Genomic DNA, 18,110 nt, shown 5'->3' on the forward strand with positions numbered 1-18,110 from the left:
CGACCGGACCAGCTACAAAGCCACCACGAGTATCAACATCCTCGTACTCGCAAGCCCTTGACAGCCTGGCCCAGCCACAAACTTCACGGCCTTGGGCCTAGTCCTCCACGACTGTGATCGCCATCGACGGGCAGACCACCGCCGCCTCCCGGACCGCGTCCAGCGTGGCCGGGTCCGACGGCTGTACGAGGACGGTCACCAGGCCGTCGTCGTCCTGGTCGAACACGTCCGACACGGTCAGCACGCACTGTCCGGCACCGACGCAGCGATCGATGTCCACGTTGACGCGCACCATCATTCCTCCAGGGTCGTTCCATCGGGCCGGCCGCCGCGGCGGCCGGCCCGTCGCTCAGCTCCAGGTGACGGGCAGCTCGTGCAGACCGAACAGCACGCCGTCGTACTTCAGGGACAACTCCTCGACCGGAACGGCCAGTTCGAGGGTCGGGATACGCTCGAACAGGGTCCGGTAGGCGATCTCCATCTCCACCCGCACCAGGTTCTGCCCGAGGCACTGGTGGACGCCGTACCCGAACGCCACGTGCGAGCGCGCGGAACGCTCCGGGTTGAACTCGTCGGGCTTGTCGAAGACCGAACCGTCGTGGTTGGCCGCGGCGATCAGCGGCACGATGCCCTCACCGGCCTTGACCAGCTGGCCGCCGATCTCCACGTCCTCCACCGCCACCCGGAAGGACACCAGGTCGGCGACCGAGTAGTAGCGCAGCATCTCCTCCACGATGCGGTCGTCGCCGATCCACTTCGGGTTGGTCAGCAACTGGACGACGCCCAGGCCGATGTTGTTCGCCGTGGTCTCGTGCCCCGCGATGAGCAGGAGCATCGACACCCCGGACAGCTCCTGCCGGGACATGGTGCCGGCCTGGATCAGCCGGCTGATCAGGTCCTCGCCGGGGCGGCGGTCCTTGATCTGGATGAGCCGGTTCAGATAGCGCAGCAGCGCCTTGGAGGCCGCGTCGCGTTCCATGTCGGTGGAGCTGAGGGTCACCAGGACCCTCGTCTTCGCCTCGAAGAAGTCCCGGTCCGCCTTGGGCACCCCGAGCAGGTCGGAGATGACCAGCGACGGCACGGACAGCGCGAAGTCCGCGATCAGGTCGGCCGAGTCGCCCGCGGCGAGCATCGCGTCGATCCGCTCGTCCACGATCTGCTGGATCGCCGGACGCAGCTCCCGCACCTTGCGCACGGTGAACTCCGGGATCAGCGTCTTGCGGAACCGGTCGTGCTCCGGGGGATCCAGTGCCACGAACCAGCCCGGGACCTCCGACTGCGAGGGGGCGCCGCCGGTCCGTCGTGCCCTCGGGAAGCCCGGGCGGGAGGGGTCCGCGCTGATCCGGGGGTCCGTCAGCACGGCCCGCACGTCCTCGTGCCGCGTCACCAGCCACACCGGGCCGCTGGCGGGCAGTTCGGAGCGGACCAGGCCCTCGCCCGCCCGGTAGTCGGCGTACTCCGGCGGCGGGAACGGACGTCCCGGCCGCCGCAGCGGGAAGGCGACCGGGCAGCCCGGAGCGAACGTCGTCGTCTCGGCGTCGGCGGTCATCACTTGGCTCCGTAGAAGTCGCGAATCCGGTCGGTGATGAACTCCTGCTCCCGCGCGGTCAGTCCGGTGTGCGTCGGCAGGTAGAACCCGTCCTCGCTGAGCCGGGAGGCATTCAGCGACGGCCAGTCGGCGTCGAAGTAGCCCGGCTGGCGGCTCATCGGCTTGAAGAACACCCGGGTCTCGATGCCCTGGTCGGCCAGGTACGCGCACAGCTCCTCGCGCCGCTCGGCCCGCAGGTCGTACATCCACAGCACGTCGCGGGCCGGCATCAGCGTGATGCCGGGCACGTCCCGCAGCGCGTCGTCGTAGCGCTTCTCGATGTCGCGGCGGGTCGCGAGGATGGTGTCCAGCTGCTCGGTCTGCGCGAGCGCCACCGCGGCCTGCATGTTCGTCATGCGGAAGTTGTAGGCCAGCTTCTTGTGCAGGAAGCTGTGGTCCTTGGTGAACGCCATCGCCCGCAGATGCGCCATCTGCTCGGCCAGATGGGCGTCCCGGGTCAGGCACACCCCGCCCTCACCCGCCGTGATGATCTTGTTGGCGAACAGCGAGAAGCAGGCGATGTCGCCCACCGGCCGCACCCCGTGCGCCTCGGCCGAGTCCTCGACGACCCGCAGGTTGTACTCGTACGCCAGGTTCATGATGGCGTCCATGTCGCACCGCCGGCCGTAGATGTGCACCGGCATGATCACCTTGGTGCGCGGGGTGATCTTCTCCTCGATGCGGGAGACGTCGATGTTCAGGTCGTCGCCGCAGTCCACGAACACCGGGGTCGCCCCCGTGTAGGTGACCGCCCACGCGCTTGCGATCATCGTGAACTCCGGGACGATCACCTCGTCGCCGGGGCCCACGCCCAGCGCCCGCAGCGCCAGCGTCAGCGCGGTGGTACCCGAGGAGCAGGCGACACCGTGCGGCATGTCGTTGTAGGCGGCGAACGCCTCCTCGAACCGCCGGACGTACGGGCCCTGCGACGAGATCCAGCCGCCGCTGACGGCCTCCGTCACATACTCGAGCTCGCGGCCCTTCAGCCACGGCATGGAGACCGGATACGTGTAGGACATCCTTGACTTCCTCGAATTCCTCGGTCAGTCGTTTGCCAGGACGGGGAGGCCGAGCAGCAGGTCCGCGGCGGCGGTACGACCGCCCGCGGCCTTCAGCAACCCGGCGTAGTACTCGGCGCGTTCGGTGAAGGACGGCTCGTCGAGCACGCGGGTGATCTTGTCGAGGACGTCGTCCGTGTCCACGGTCTCGGGGCGGTCGACGGTCAGGCTCACGCCGAAGTCCTGGCCGCGCACGGCCTGGTCGTCGCAGTCCACCCACAACGGCCGTACCACCAGCGGCTTTCCGAAGTACAGACCCTCGTGGTAGCCGTTGCCGCCGGCGTGCGTGAAGAACACCTTGACGTTCGGGTGCGCCAGTACGTCCAGCTGCGAGGGCACCCAGCTCTCGATCCGCAGGTTCGCGGGCAGTTCCTCGGCCGCCGGCAGCAGGTGCTGCTGCTCGCGCGGCAGCTTCCACAGCACCTGGTGGCCCTCGCCCTCCAGCCGGCGGGCCACCTCCACCAGCGAGCCGACCTGCTCCCGGGTGAGACGGGTGATGGTGCCGAAGCCCATGAAGACCACGGACTTCTGCTCCGCCAGCCAGTCCGAAAGACCGTCGTCGTCCGGCGCCTGCGGCAGCGGCGGCACCAGCGTGCCCACCAGCCGCACCTTCTCGTGCATCGGGAACGGGTAGTCCAGTTCGGCCACCGAGTAGCACAGCACCTGTTCGGCGTGGTCGATGCGCGCCATCATCTGCCGTGCCTCGGGGGAGATGCCCAGCTCGCCGCGGATGCGGTTGTCCTCCTCGACGACCTCGCGCATCCCCTTCGACATGAACATCCCGAGCGTGCGCACCCGGAACAGCTCGTTCTCCACGCGCTGAGCGATCGTCATCCTGCCGGGCAGGCCCGAGTGCGGCACCGGGAAACCGGACGGCGTGTACGACTTGGCGAACGGCACGTGCGAGGTCAGCACGTTGCTCGGCAGGAACGGCACCCCGAGCACGAACGGGATCCCCTTGGTGATCGCCAGCTCGTACCCGAACTGGCACATGCTCTCGATCACCATCAGGGCGGGCTGGACCTCCTCGACGACCTTCTCCAGCGCCCGGTACTTCTCCACCCGGGTCTCGGGCGCGAAGGAGTGCCGGATGACCGCGCGGTGCGCCTTGAAACGGGACCGCTGCGTCACCTCGGCATAGGTGTCGTCGTCCCAGGTGACCGCCGACATCTGCGACACCGTGTCGCCGAGCGAGGCGAACCGCAGCGAACTGCCCACCGACGACGACTCGATCTGGTCCCGCGCCTTCTCGTCCGTGGCGAACCACAGATCCTCCACACCGCGCCGGGACAATTCCTCGGCCAGTACGAGCAGCGGATTGAGAAGACCGCTTTCGGCATAACTGACGAACAGGATCGGCCGCCTGTGCGCGCCCATGGACAACACCCTTCGGAAAGTCGCGGACCGCGCGGGCCCGCACGCCTCGCGTCCACCCACCGAATGTCGCCGGATGACCGCATTCGCCGACGCCGCCGCCTGTCGCGCACGCCGTCACAGGACACCGCCGACCCCGCCGCGCGGCGCACCGTGCCGCTCGGGAGAAGCGTGCCGCTGACTTCGTCTCACGCCAGGGTCCGGGGAATCCCTAGTCTTCGCCCGAGAGCGGGGGTTTTTGGTGCCGTTCGGACGCGGCCGGGCACCGAACGGCGCGATTCCTTAGGGAAAAGTACAGCCTTCGCGCCCCTACGATCCGGCACGCAGAGGTGGCCACAGGACCGACTTTTCCGCAGGGGTGAGCGAGGCATGACGATCGGAGCCGACGAGGACCCGGTGGTGGTCGTCGGAATGGCCTGCCGTTTCCCGGGAGGCGTCGAAGGACCCGAGGACCTGTGGGAACTGGTCCGCTCCGGCCGCGACGCCACCGGGCCGTTCCCCGGCGACCGCGGCTGGGACCTGGCCGCCCTGACCGGCGACGGGCCGGACCACAGCGTGACCCACCGAGGGGGATTCCTCGCCGCGGTCGCCGACTTCGACGCCGGCTTCTTCGGGATGTCGCCCCGCGAGGCCGTCTCCACCGACCCGCAGCAGCGGCTCGTCCTGGAGACCTCCTGGGAGGCCCTGGAACACGCCGGCATCGACCCGCACACCCTGCGGGGCACCCGCACCGGCGTCTTCGTCGGCACCAACGGCCAGGACTACGCGGCCGTCACCAACGCCTCCTCCGAGGACCTCACCGGACACGCCCTCACCGGCCTGTCGCCGAGCATCGCCTCCGGGCGGCTCGCCTACTTCCTCGGCCTCGAAGGACCCGCCGTCACCCTCGACACGGCGTCCTCCTCGTCCCTGGTCGCCCTCCACTACGCGCTGCGCTCGCTGCGGTCGGGGGAGTGCACCACCGCCCTGGCCGGCGGCGTCACCGTGATGTCCACGCCGGTCGGGTTCATCGCCTACACCCGGCAGGGCGGTCTCGCCGCTGACGGCCGCTGCAAGGTCTTCTCCGACGACGCCGACGGCACCACCTGGGCGGACGGCGCCGGCATGGTCGTGCTGGAGCGCCTGTCCACCGCCCGCGCCGCCGGGCACCCCGTCCTCGCCGTGCTGCGCGGCTCCGCCGTCAACCAGGACGGCGCCTCCGGCGGTCTCACCGCCCCCAGCGGCCCGGCCCAGGAACGCGTCGTCCGCGAGGCCCTCGCCGACGCCGGACTCGGTCCCGCCGACATCGACCTCGTCGAGGCCCACGGCACCGGCACCCGGCTCGGCGACCCCGTCGAGGCCAGGGCCCTGATCGCCACCTACGGCCAGGACCGCGACGGCGGACAGCCGCTGCGCCTCGGCTCCCTGAAGTCGAACATCGGGCACGCGCAGGCCGCCGCCGGCATCGGCGGACTCATCAAGGCCGTCCAGGCGATGCGCCACGGCCTGATGCCGCGGACCCTGAACGTCTCCGCGCCCACCCGGCACGTCGACTGGCCGGCCGGCGCCGTCGAACTCCTCACCGAGGCACTGCCCTGGCCCGGCACCGGCCGCCCGCGCCGGGCCGCGGTCTCCTCCTTCGGCATCAGCGGCACCAACGCGCACGTCATCGTCGAGGAGGCACCCGCCGCCGAGCCCGCCGCACCTACCACCGCCCCCGCCGTGCCCGCGGCGGACGCCGTGGCGTGGCCGGTGTCCGCGGCCTCCCCGCAGGCCCTCGACGCCCAGATCGACCGTCTCACCTCCTTCGTCCGCGCCCACCCCGGCCTCGACCCGCTGGACGTCGGCCACTCCCTGGCCACCGGCCGGGCCGCGCTGCGCCACCGCGCGGTGCTGACGCCGTCCGGCGGCGGCGCCGTGGAGCGCGCCCGCGGCGAGGCCGCCCCCCGCGCCACCGCCGTCCTCTTCTCCGGGCAGGGCTCCCAGCGGCTCGGCATGGGCCGTGAACTCGCCGCCCGCTTCCCGGTGTTCGCCGAGGCCCTGGAGACCGTCCTGGCCGCCCTGGACCCCGAGCTGGAGCGTCCGGTGCGGTCCGTGATGTGGGGCGAGGACCCCGCCGAACTCGACCGCACCGGGTGGACCCAGCCCGCGCTGTTCGCCTTCGAGGTCGCCCTCTACCGGCTCGCCGAGTCCTTCGGACTGCGCCCCGGCGCCGTCGGCGGCCACTCCGTCGGCGAGATCGCCGCCGCGCATGTCGCCGGGGTGTTCACCCTTCAGGACGCCGCCCGCCTGGTCGCCGCCCGCGCCACCCTGATGCAGGCACTGCCCGCCGGCGGCGCCATGTCCGCCGTCGAGGCGTCCGAGGACGAGGTCCTCCCGCTGCTCGGCGGCGACGTCTCCCTCGCCGCCGTCAACGGCCCCACCGCGGTCGTCGTCTCCGGCGCCGAGGACGCCGTGGAGCGGGTCGCCGCCCACTTCGCCGCCCAGGGCCGCCGCACCAGCCGCCTCGCGGTCTCGCACGCCTTCCACTCGCCGCTGATGGAGCCGATGCTCGACGCCTTCCGGGACGTCGTCGCCCAGCTCACCTTCCACGAGCCGACGCTTCCGGTCATGTCCAACCTCACGGGTGAACTGGCCGGTGCCGAGATCACCACCCCCGAGTACTGGGTGCGGCACGTGCGCGGCACCGTCCGCTTCGCCGACGGCGTGACGGCCCTGCGCGAGCACGGCACCGATCTGCTGATCGAGCTGGGGCCCGGCAGTGTCCTCACCGTCCTCGCCCGTACCGTCCTCGGCCCGGACACTCCGGTCGATGCCGTCCCCACCCTCCGCAAGGACCAGCCCGAGGAGGCGGCCCTGACCGCCGCGCTCGGCCGGCTCTACGTCCTCGGCGTGCCCGTCGACTGGTCCGCCCTCTACACCGGCACCGCGGCCCGCCGCACCGACCTGCCGACGTACGCCTTCCAACGCGCCCGGCACTGGCCCGCCCCGGGCCGCCCCGGCGGCGCCGCCCCCGCGGGCGGCGGCCACCCGCTGCTCGGCCCGGCCGTCGAACTCGCCGATGGCGGCACGGTGTCCGTCGCGACGCTCTCCACCGCCACCCTCCCCTGGCTCGCGGACCACGCCGTCGCCGGACGCCTCCTGCTGCCCGCCGCGGTGCTCGTGGAACTCGCCGTCCGCGCGGGCGACGACACCGGATGCGACGTCCTGCACGAACTCGCCCTGGTCGAGGCGCCCGTCCTGTACGACGGCGACACCCTGAACCTCCAGGTCCGGGTCGGCTCCGCCGACGAGGCCGGCCGGCGCACCGTCACCGTCCACTCCCGCCCCGGCGGCACCCCCACCGAGCCCTGGACCCAGCGGGCCGGCGGCCTCCTCGGCACCGCACCCGGCACCGCCGCGGCCCCCGACACCTCCTTCGCCACCGCCTGGCCCCCGCCGGGCGCCGAACCCCTCGACCTCGGCGACCACTACGAGCGGCTCGTCGACGACGGCCTCGACCTCGGCCCCGCCTTCCGCGGCCTGCGCGCCGCCTGGCGCCACGACGGTGCGGTCCTCGCCGAGGTCGAACTCCCGGCCGGCACCACCGACGACCCCGGCGCCTACGGGATGCATCCCGCGCTCCTCGACGCCGCCCGGCACGCCGCCCTCACCACGACCGGCACGCTCCCCGTCGCCTGGCGCGGGGTCCGGCTGCACGCCGTCGGCGCCACCGCCCTGCGGGTGCGGATCGGCACCGCCGACGACGGCGCCCCGACCCTGACCGCCGCCGATGTCACCGGCGCCCCGGTGCTCACCGCCGACGCCGTCGTCGTACGGCAGCTCACCGAGCAGGAGCGCACCGCCCCCCGGCCGCCCACACGCACCCGGATCCAGGACACCGCGGCGCCGCGCCGCACCCGGCCCGTCGCCGCCGCGCCCGGCGCCGCCCCCGCCGAGCCGTCCGCGGCCCCGGCGCCCGACACCTTCGCGGCCGAGATGGCCGCCCTGGCCCCGGCCGAGCGCGACCGCCGGCTCGTCGGCCTGGTGCGGACCCAGGCGGCAGCGGTCCTCGGCCACCAGGGCCCGGACGCGGTCGGACCCCGCGCGGTCTTCAAGGAACTGGGCTTCGACTCGCTGGCCGGCGTGGAACTGGGCGACCGCCTCACCGCGCTGACCGGACTGCGGCTGCCGGCCACCCTCGTCTTCAACTTCCCCACCCCCGAACTCGCCGCCCGGCGCATCGGGGAACTCCTCGTCGCATCCGGCTCTCCGCCGCAGGGATCGTGCGACGACGAACTCACCAGGTTCGAGGCCATCGTGCGGACCCTGCCGGACGACGACCCCGAACGCCGGGCCGTCGCCGACCGCCTGGACGCACTCGTCGCCTCGCTCCGCCGGAACTCCGCCCCTCGGGAGGACTTCTCCGACGAGGACATCGGCTCGGTGTCGGTCGACAGGCTGCTCGACATCATCGATGAAGAGTTCGAAACCACATAGCGGATTCTCAGCTTTCGTTCGCGACCCGATGACGAGGACGGACCCGATGCCGGAACCCCAGCAGAACCAGCAGGAAAAAGTTGTCGACTACCTTCGCCGGGTCACCAACGATCTGCGACGCGCCCGCCGCCGGATAGGCGAGCTGGAATCCCGCGACAACGAGCCCGTCGCGATCGTCGGAATGAGCTGCCGGCTGCCCGGCGGAGTGAGCTCGCCGGAATCCCTGTGGGAACTCGTGGAATCCGGCGGGGACGCCATTTCCGGATTTCCCGCCGACCGCGGCTGGGACCTCGAGACGCTCACCGGAAACGGCGAGGGAAGCAGCTCCACACACGAGGGCGGATTCCTCTACGAGGCCACCGACTTCGACGCCGGGTTCTTCGGCATATCGCCGCGCGAGGCGACCGCCATGGACCCGCAGCAGCGCCTGCTGCTCGAAGTCTCCTGGGAGGCCCTGGAGCGGTCCGGTATCGCCCCCACCTCCCTGCGCGGCAGCGCGACCGGCGTGTTCGTGGGCTCCTACCACTGGGGCGCTCCCTCCGCGGACACCGCGGCCGAACTCCACGGCCACGCCCTGACCGGCACCGCCGCCAGCGTGCTGTCCGGCCGTCTCTCCTACGTCTACGGTCTCGAGGGCCCGGCGGTCACCGTCGACACCGCCTGCTCCTCCTCCCTCGTCGCCCTGCACATGGCGGCCCGCTCGCTGCGCAGCGGGGAGTCCTCGCTCGCCGTCGTCGGCGGCGTCACCATCCTCGCCGAGCCGTCCGTCTTCGTGGAGTTCAGCGCCCAGGGCGGCCTGGCCCCCGACGGCCGCTGCAAGGCGTTCTCCGACGAGGCCGACGGCACCGGCTGGGGCGAGGGCGTCGGTGTACTCGTCGTCGAGCGGCTCTCCGACGCCGTCCGCAACGGCCACCCCGTGCTCGCCGTGCTGCGCGGCTCCGCCGTCAACCAGGACGGCGCCTCCAACGGACTGACCGCCCCCAACGGCCGCGCCCAGGAACAGGTCATCCGCCAGGCCCTGAGCAACTGCGGCCTCACCGGCGCCGACGTCGACGCCGTCGAGGCGCACGGCACCGGCACCCGCCTGGGCGACCCCATCGAGGCGCAGGCCCTGCTCGCCACCTACGGCCAGGAGCACGGCCCCGAACAGCCCCTGTGGCTGGGCTCCCTGAAGTCCAACATCGGCCACACCCAGGCCGCCGCGGGTGTCGCGGGCGTCATCAAGATGGTCATGGCACTGCGTCACGGCGTGCTGCCCCGGACCCTGCACGCCGCATCGCCCTCCACCCACGTCGACTGGGAGTCGGGCCACGTCCGCCTCCTGAGCGAGGCCACCGTCTGGCCGGAGAGCGGCCGCCCGCGCCGGGCCGCCGTGTCCTCGTTCGGCATCAGCGGCACCAACGCCCACGCCGTCCTGGAGCAGGCCCCCGCGCCCGCCGAGGATGCCGGGGCCGAGGACGCCCCGCAGCAGCCGGCCGTCGTGCCGGGCGCCCTGCCGTGGCTGCTCTCCGCCCACTCCGAGCAGGCGCTCCGCGACCAGGCCGCCGCCCTCGTCACCCGCCTCGACGCCGACACCGAGCCGCGCCCCCAGGACGTCGGCCACAGCCTGCTCTCCTCCCGGGCCCTGCTGGAGCGCCGGGCCGTCGTCGTCGCGGCCGGCCGCGACGGCCTGCTCACCGGCAGCCGCGCGCTGGCCGAGGGCCAGTCCTGGAGCGGACTCGTCGAGGGCACCGCCGACGTCGGCGGCCGCACGGTCTTCGTCTTCCCCGGTCAGGGTTCCCAGTGGGTGGGCATGGGTGCTCAACTCCTGGACGAGTCGCCGGTGTTCGCGGAGCGGATCGCCGAGTGTGCGGACGCGCTCGCCGAGTTCACGGACTGGAACCTGATCGACGTCCTGCGGGGCGTGGAGGGTGCTCCGACGCTGGAGCGCGTCGACGTCGTCCAGCCCGCGTCGTTCGCCGTGATGGTCTCGCTGGCCGCGGTGTGGCGGGCGCAGGGGGTGGAGCCGGACGCGGTGGTCGGTCACTCGCAGGGTGAGATCGCCGCGGCCGTGGTCTCCGGCGCGCTGTCGCTGCGTGATGGTGCGCGGGTGGTGGCGCTGCGGAGCCAGGCCATCGGGCGCAGCCTCGCCGGGCGGGGCGGGATGATGTCGGTGGCGCTGCCCGTCGCCGACGTGGAGGCCCGTCTGGAGGCGTTCGGTGGACGGGTGTCCGTCGCCGCCGAGAACGGACCCCGCTCCTCCGTCGTCGCGGGCGAGCCGGAGGCCTTGGACGAGCTGTACGCGCAGCTCACCGCCGAGGAGATCCGGGCCCGCCGGATCGCCGTGGACTACGCCTCGCACTCCCACCACGTCGAGGACCTGCACGACGAGATCCTGGAGCTGCTGGCCGAGGTCGCGCCGACCGCGTCGGAGATCCCGTTCTTCTCCACCGTCACCGGCGACTGGCTGGACACCACCGCCATGGACGCCGGCTACTGGTACCGCAGCCTGCGCGGACGCGTGCTGTTCGCGGACGCCATCCGCGACCTGATCGCCGCCGAGCACCGCGCCTTCATCGAGGTCAGCTCCCACCCCGTCCTCGCCATGTCCGTCCAGGACATGATCGACGACGCCGGAGTGCCGGGTGTCGCCTCCGGCACCCTGCGCCGTGACAACGGCGGCCTGGACCGCTTCCTGCTGTCCGCCGCCGAGGTGTGCGTCCGCGGCGTCGACGTCGACTGGGCCGCCCTGTTCGAGGGGACCGGTGCGTCCCGCGTCGACCTGCCCACCTATGCCTTCCAGCACGAGCGGTACTGGATCAGCCGTGCCGTCGTGGACCGTTCGGCCACCGCACCGATGGACGCCGAGTTCTGGGCGGCGGTCGAGCAGGCGGACGTCTCCGCGCTCACCGAAGCGCTCGGCACGGACGAGGAGTCCGTCGCCGCGATCCTCTCCGGCCTCGCCTCCTGGCGCCGCACGCGCGGCGAGCACTCCACCCTCGACTCCTGGCGCTACCGGGTCACCTGGGAGCCGCTGGCCCGGGTTCCCCGCGCCACCCTCGACGGCACCTGGCTGCTGGTCTCCGCCGGCGGCGTCGACGACACCGACGTCGCCGAGGCACTGGAGACGGGCGGCGCCCAGGTGCGCCGCCTCGTCCTCGACGAGACCTGCACCGACCCCGCCGTCCTGCGTGAGCGCCTCACCGACACCGACGACCTCACCGGCATCGTCTCCGTCCTCGCCGACGCCGAACAGGACTCCGCCCGCCACCCCGGACTGACCCTCGGACTCGCGCTGTCCGTGTCGCTGGCGCAGGCACTGGGCGAGGCCGGCGTCCACGCCCCGCTGTGGTTCCTGACCCGCGGCGCCTTCTCCACCGGCCCGTCCGACACCGTCACCCGGCCGCTGCAGAGCCAGGTCGCCGGTCTCGGCTGGACCGTCGCCGTCGAACACCCCCGCCGCTGGGGCGGCGTCGTCGACCTGCCCGAGAAGCTCGACTCCCGCGCCGCCCAGCGGCTCGTCGCCGCCCTCGCCGGTGCGCTCGGCGACGACGACCAGCTCGCCATCCGGCCCGCCGGCGTTCTCGCCCGCCGCGTCATCCGTGCGAGCGGCGACACCCGCCGCAGGACCCGCTCCTGGAAGCCGCGCGGCACCACCCTCGTCACCGGCGGCTCCGGCACCCTCGCCCCCGGACTCGCCCGCCACCTGTCCGCCCACGGCGCCGAGCACCTCGTACTGCTCAGCCGCCGCGGCGCGGACGCCCCCGGCGCGGCCGAACTCGCCGCCGAACTCGAAGAGGCGGGCACCGAGACGCGGTTCGCGGCCTGCGACATCACCGACCGCGACGCGGTCGCCGCCCTTCTCGACGGACTGAAGGCCGAGGGCCGCACCGTCCGCACGGTCGTGCACACCGCCGCCGTCATCGAACTGTCCGCCCTCGCCGACACCACCGTCGACGCGTTCGCCGAGGTCGTGCACGCCAAGGTCAACGGCGCCCGGATCCTCGACGAACTCCTCGACGACGAGGAACTGGACGACTTCGTCCTGTACTCCTCCACCGCCGGCATGTGGGGCAGCGGCGCGCACGCCGCGTACGTCGCGGGCAACGCCTACCTGCCCGCGCTCGCCGAACAGCGCCGCGCCCGCGGCGCCCGCGCCACCTCCATCCACTGGGGCAAGTGGCCCGACGACCTCGAACGCGAGCTGGCCGACCCGCACCAGATCCGCCGCAGCGGCCTGGAATACCTCGACCCGGAACTGGCGCTGACCGCCCTCCAGCGCGTCATGGAGGACGACGAGACCGTCATCGGCCTCATGGACATCGACTGGGGCACGTACCACGACGTCTTCACCGCGGGACGCCCCTCGCACTTGTTCGACCGGATCCCCGAGGTCGCGCGGCTGCTGGCCGACCGGGACGCGCCCGCCGCGACGGCCATCGCCGGCAGCGGCCTGACCGGCCGCCTCCAGGGCGTGTCCGCCGCCGAGCAGGACCGGATCGTGCTCGCCCTGGTCCGCGAGGAGACCGCCGCCGTCCTCGGCCACGCCTCCGCCGACACCGTCCCGGAGCGCCGCGCCTTCCGCGACATCGGCTTCGACTCGGTGACCGCCGTCGACCTGCGCAACCGCCTCGTCGCCGCGACTGGGCTCACCCTGCCGTCCACCATGGTCTTCGACCACCCGAACGCGGTCGCGCTCGCCACGTTCCTCAAGGCCACCGCGCTCGGCACCACCGGCACGGCCGGCGACCGGCCCGCCGCCGCGGTCACCGTCGGAGCCGACGACGACCCGATCGTCATCGTCGGCATGAGCTGCCGCTTCCCCGGCGGCGCCGGCACCCCGGAAGAGCTGCTGCGGCTCGCCCTCGACGGCGCCGACGCCATCTCCGAGTTCCCCGCCGAACGCGGCTGGGACGCCCACGGCCTCTACGACCCGGACCCCGACCGGCAGGGCCGCACCTACTCCGTGCACGGCGGGTTCCTGCACGAGGCGGCCGGCTTCGACCCCGGGTTCTTCGGCATCTCGCCCCGCGAGGCGCTCGCCATGGACCCGCAGCAGCGGCTGCTGCTCGAGACCTCCTGGGAGGCCCTGGAGCGGGCCGGCATCGACCCCGAGTCGCTGCGCTCCACCGCCACCGGCACCTTCTTCGGCGCCAGCTACCAGGACTACTCCAGCAGCGTCCAGAACGGCACCGAGGGCACCGAGGTGCACATGATGACCGGCACCGCGGCCAGCGTGCTGTCCGGCCGTGTCTCCTACCTGCTCGGCCTGGAGGGCCCGGCGGTCACCGTCGACACCGCCTGCTCCTCCTCCCTGGTCGCGATGCACCTGGCCTGCCAGTCCCTGCGCAGCGGCGAGAGCAGCCTCGCCCTGGCGGGTGGCGCCGCCATCATGGCCACCCCGCACGCGTTCGTCGGCTTCAGCCGGCAGCGGGCGCTGGCCGAGAACGGCCGCTGCAAGCCGTTCTCCGAGGCCGCCGACGGCATGACCCTTGCCGAGGGCGTCGGTGTCGTCCTGCTGGAGAAGCTCTCCGACGCCCGCCGCCACGGCCACCGCGTCCTCGCCGTCGTCCGCGGCTCCGCCATCAACCAGGACGGCGCCTCCAACGGCCTGACCGCCCCCAACGGCGTCTCCCAGCAGCGCGTCATCCGCCAGGCCCTCGCCAACGCCGGACTCGGCACCGCCGACATCGACGTGGTCGAGGCGCACGGCACGGGCACCAAACTCGGCGACCCCATCGAGGCCGGCGCCCTGCTCGCCACCTACGGCCAGGGCCGCGACGGCGGACAGCCGCTGCTGCTCGGCTCGGTGAAGTCCAACATCGGCCACACCCAGGCCGCCGCGGGCGTCGCCGGCGTCATCAAGATGGTGATGGCCATGCAGGCCGGCGAACTGCCCGGCACCCTGCACGTCGACGAGCCCTCCAGCCACGTCGACTGGACCTCCGGCGCCGTCACCCTGCTGCGCGAGCGCACCGCCTGGCCGGCCGCCGAGGACCGCCCCCGCCGGGCCGGTGTCTCCTCCTTCGGCATCAGCGGCACCAACGCCCACCTCCTCCTGGAGCAGGCCCCGCCCGCCGAGGAGCCCGTCGAGACGCCCGTCGAAGAACCCGCCGGTGACATCGAGGACGCCCCGCTCGTCCCTTGGCCGCTGTCCGCCAAGTCCGCGCAGGCGCTGCGCGAGCAGGCCTCCCGGCTGCTGACCGCCACGACCGGCGCCACCGCCACGCCCGCCCGCGTCGGACACGCCCTGGCCACCACCAGGTCCGCCTTCGACCACCGCGCCGTCGTCCTCGGCAGCCGGCCCGAGGACTTCACCCGCGGCCTGGAAGCCGTCGTGTCCTCCGCGTCCGCAGGCGGCGTCGTCACCGGCACCGCCGAACCGGACTCCACCGGACCCGTCTTCGTCTACCCGGGCCAGGGCTCCCAGTGGTGGGGGATGGGCCGCGAACTCCTCGCCACCTCCGAGGTGTTCCGCACCGCCGTCGACGACTGCGCCGCCGCCCTCGCCCCGTACACCGACTGGTCCCTGCACGAGGTGCTGGCCGGCGAGGGCGACCCGGAGCTCCTTGAGCGCGTGGACGTCGTCCAGCCCGCCCTGTTCTCGATGATGGTCGCCCTCACCGCGCTGTGGCGGGCGCACGGCGTCGAACCGGCCGCCGTCGTCGGCCACTCGCAGGGCGAGATCGCCGCCGCCCACGTCGCCGGGGCGCTCAGCCTCGAGGACGCCGCCCTCGTCGTGGCGCTGCGCAGCCAGGCCCTGCCCCAGCTCTCCGGGCTCGGCGGCATGATGTCCGTCTCCGCGCCCGCCGAACGCGTCACCGAACTCCTCCAGCCCTGGGGCGAGGCGCTGTCCATCGCCGCCGTCAACGGCCCCTCCTCGGTGATCGTCTCCGGCGACGCCGACGCCCTCGACGAACTCCTCGAAACGTGCCGCGAGCAGAACGTACGGGCCCGCAGGGTGTCCGTGGACTACGCCTCGCACGGCCGGCACGTCGAGGCCGTGCGCGAGGAACTCGCCCGGGTCCTCGCCCTCGTCAGCCCTCGCACCCCCGAGGTGCCGTTCTACTCGACCGTCACCGGCGCCCGGCTCGACGAGGCGGCCTTCGACGGCTCCTACTGGTACACCAACCTGCGGCAGACGGTGCTGATGGAGGACGCCACCCGCGCCCTCGTCGCCGCCGGACACCGCGTGTTCGTGGAGATCAGCCCGCACCCGGTGCTGGCCGCCCCGATCCAGGAGACGCAGGAGAGCCTCGCCGAGGAGGCGGAGGCGGCCGAGACCGGTGCCGTCCTCGGCACGCTGCGCCGCAACGAGGGCGACCGCCGCCGGTTCCTCACCTCGCTCGCCGAGGCGCACACCCACGGCATCGCCGTCGACTGGACCACCGTCTTCGACCGCCCCGCGTACGCGCCGGTCGACCTGCCGACCTACCCCTTCCAGCGGCAGGACTTCTGGCCCGAGCCCAAGGCCGCCGCTGCCGCGGGCACCGCCGACGCCTCCGACGCCGCGTTCTGGGAACTGGTCGAGAACCAGGACCTCGCCGCGCTCGCCGGTGAACTCGGCCTCCCCGCCGACGACGGTGCCTCCCGGCTCGGCGACGTACTGCCCGCGCTGTCCGCCTGGCGCACTCGCTCCCTCACCCGCTCCCGCGTCGACGCCCTGCGCTACCACGTCGAATGGAACCGCGCCGCCGAACCGGGCACGGCCCGGCCCGCCGGCCGGCTGCTGGCGGTGATCTCACCGGACCACGCAGGCGCCCCCTGGGTCGCCGCCGTCCTCCACGCGCTCGGCCCGGACACCGTCCGCTTCGAGGCCAAGGGCACCGACCGGGCCGCCTGGGCCGCGCAACTCGCCCAGCTCCGCGAGGACGAGGGGGAGTTCCACGCCGTGGTCTCGCTGCTCGCCGCCGCCGAGGCACTCCACACCGACTTCGCATCCGTGCCCCTCGGCCTCGCCCAGACCCTCGCCCTCGTCCAGGCCCTCGGCGACGCGGAGCTCACCGCGCCCCTGTGGTGCCTGACCCGGGGCGGTGTCGCCGCCGGCCGCGGCGACGTGCTCAGCAGCCCCGTGCAGGGCGCGCTGTGGGGCCTCGGCCGGGTCATCGGCCTCGAACATCCCGACCGGTGGGGCGGTCTCATCGACTTGCCGGAGACGCTCGACACCCGGGCCGCCGCCCGGCTCACCGGACTGCTCGCCGACGCGGGCGGCGAGGACCAGCTCGCGATCCGCGGCTCGGGCGTCCTCGCCCGCCGCCTCGCCCACGCCGCCCCGGCCGTACCCGGCTCGGGGAAGCGCCCGCCGGTCCGCGGCTCCGTCCTCGTCACCGGCGGCACCGGCGGCATCGGCGGCCGCGTCGCCCGCCGCCTCGCCGAACAGGGCGCCGCACACCTGGTGCTGACCAGCCGGCGCGGCGCCGACGCCCCGGGCGCGGCCGAACTCCGCGCCGAACTGGAGCAGTTGGGAGCCCGGGTGACCATCGCCGCGTGCGACGCCGCCGACCGGGACGCGCTCGCCGCGCTCCTGGCCGGCCTGCCCGTGGACGCGCCGCTCACCGCCGTCTTCCACTCCGCGGGTGTCGCCCACGGCGACGCCCCGGTCGCCGACCTGACGCTCGACCAGCTCGACGCGCTGATGCGCGCCAAGCTGACAGCCGCCCGGCATCTGCACGAGCTGACCGCCGACCTCGACCTGGACGCGTTCGTGCTGTTCTCGTCCGGCGCCGCGGTCTGGGGCAGTGGCGGCCAGCCCGGCTACGCAGCCGCCAACGCCTACCTCGACGCCCTCGCCGAGCACCGCAGGTCCCTCGGCCTGACCGGCTCGTCGGTGGCCTGGGGCACCTGGGGCGAGGTAGGCATGGCGACCGACCCCGAGGTCCACGACCGGCTCGTCCGTCAGGGCGTCCTGGCCATGGAACCGGCCCACGCGCTCGGCGCGCTCGACCGGATGCTGGAGGACGACGACACCGCGCTCGCCGTCACCCTGATGGACTGGGAGCTGTTCGCGCCCGCCTTCACCGCGAACCGCCCCAGCGCCCTGCTCAGCACCGTCCCGGAGGCCGTCTCCGCCCTCACCGACGAGGGCCCGGCCACCGCCGACGGTTCCGGCGCGGCCGTGCCGCCGCTGCGCGCCCGCCTGGACGGGCTGCCCACCGCCGAACGCGGCCGGGCCCTCGTCGAAGCCGTCCGCGCCGAGGCGTCCGCGACCCTCGGCCACGACAGCCCCGACGCGGTGCCCGCCTCGCGCGCCTTCCGCGACGTCGGCTTCGACTCCGTCACCGCCGTCGAACTGCGCAACCGGCTCCGCTCCGCCCTCGGGCTGCCGCTGCCGGCCGCCCTGGTCTTCGACTACCCGACCCCCGCGGCCCTCGCCCAGCACATCGCTTCGCTGCTCTACGGCACCGCACCCGATGACGCGGACACCGGCCGCGCCGACGACCCCGACGCCCGCATCCGCGAGGCCCTGGCCACCGTCCCGATCGGACGGCTGCGCAAGGCGGGCCTCCTCGACATGGTGCTGAAACTCGCCGAGTCCGACGACGTTGAGGACAGCGCCCCCGCCACGGACGACACGGCGGACTCCCTCGACGACATGGACGCCGAAGCACTGCTGCGGCTGGCCGCCCAGAACTCGGCGAACTGAAAGAGAGCTG

At 73.5% G+C, this 18,110-nt stretch carries 5 protein-coding genes and 1 pseudogene; 2 read left to right on the top strand and 4 right to left on the bottom strand.

Annotation, left to right across the window (positions count from 1 at the left end):
• Window positions 1-97: 97 nt before the first annotated feature.
• Genes ACWEK3_RS36075 through ACWEK3_RS36090 form a run of 4 tightly spaced genes read right to left on the bottom strand, consistent with a single transcriptional unit; the run spans window position 98 to window position 4,023 of the window.
• Entirely contained in the window at window positions 98-298 is a 201-nt protein-coding gene (locus ACWEK3_RS36075; protein WP_376399344.1) for a ferredoxin, read from the bottom strand.
• Between the two features lie 51 nt (window positions 299-349).
• Window positions 350-1,549 (bottom strand): cytochrome P450, encoded by a 1,200-nt coding sequence (locus ACWEK3_RS36080; RefSeq protein ID WP_453251626.1) that lies wholly within the window; start codon window positions 1,547-1,549, stop codon window positions 350-352.
• Window positions 1,549-2,607 (bottom strand): DegT/DnrJ/EryC1/StrS family aminotransferase, encoded by a 1,059-nt coding sequence (locus ACWEK3_RS36085; RefSeq protein ID WP_453251627.1) that lies wholly within the window; start codon window positions 2,605-2,607, stop codon window positions 1,549-1,551. Before ACWEK3_RS36085 ends, ACWEK3_RS36080 begins: the two co-directional genes overlap by 1 nt.
• A 24-nt stretch (window positions 2,608-2,631) precedes the next feature.
• Window positions 2,632-4,023 (bottom strand): glycosyltransferase, encoded by a 1,392-nt coding sequence (locus ACWEK3_RS36090; RefSeq protein WP_453251628.1) that lies wholly within the window; start codon window positions 4,021-4,023, stop codon window positions 2,632-2,634.
• Between the two features lie 381 nt (window positions 4,024-4,404).
• On the opposite strand from ACWEK3_RS36090, the pseudogene ACWEK3_RS36095 reads away from it, so the two are divergent.
• Together ACWEK3_RS36095 and ACWEK3_RS36100 are read left to right on the top strand one after the other, a co-directional pair.
• Window positions 4,405-8,478: pseudogene (locus ACWEK3_RS36095) on the top strand (type I polyketide synthase); the annotation flags it as partial.
• A 28-nt stretch (window positions 8,479-8,506) separates the two neighbouring features.
• Window positions 8,507-18,100, top strand: a complete 9,594-nt coding sequence (locus ACWEK3_RS36100) for a type I polyketide synthase (protein WP_453251629.1) — start codon at window positions 8,507-8,509, stop codon at window positions 18,098-18,100.
• Window positions 18,101-18,110 lie beyond the last annotated feature (10 nt).

The sequence above is a fragment of the Streptomyces sp. NPDC004721 genome (assembly GCF_053601495.1).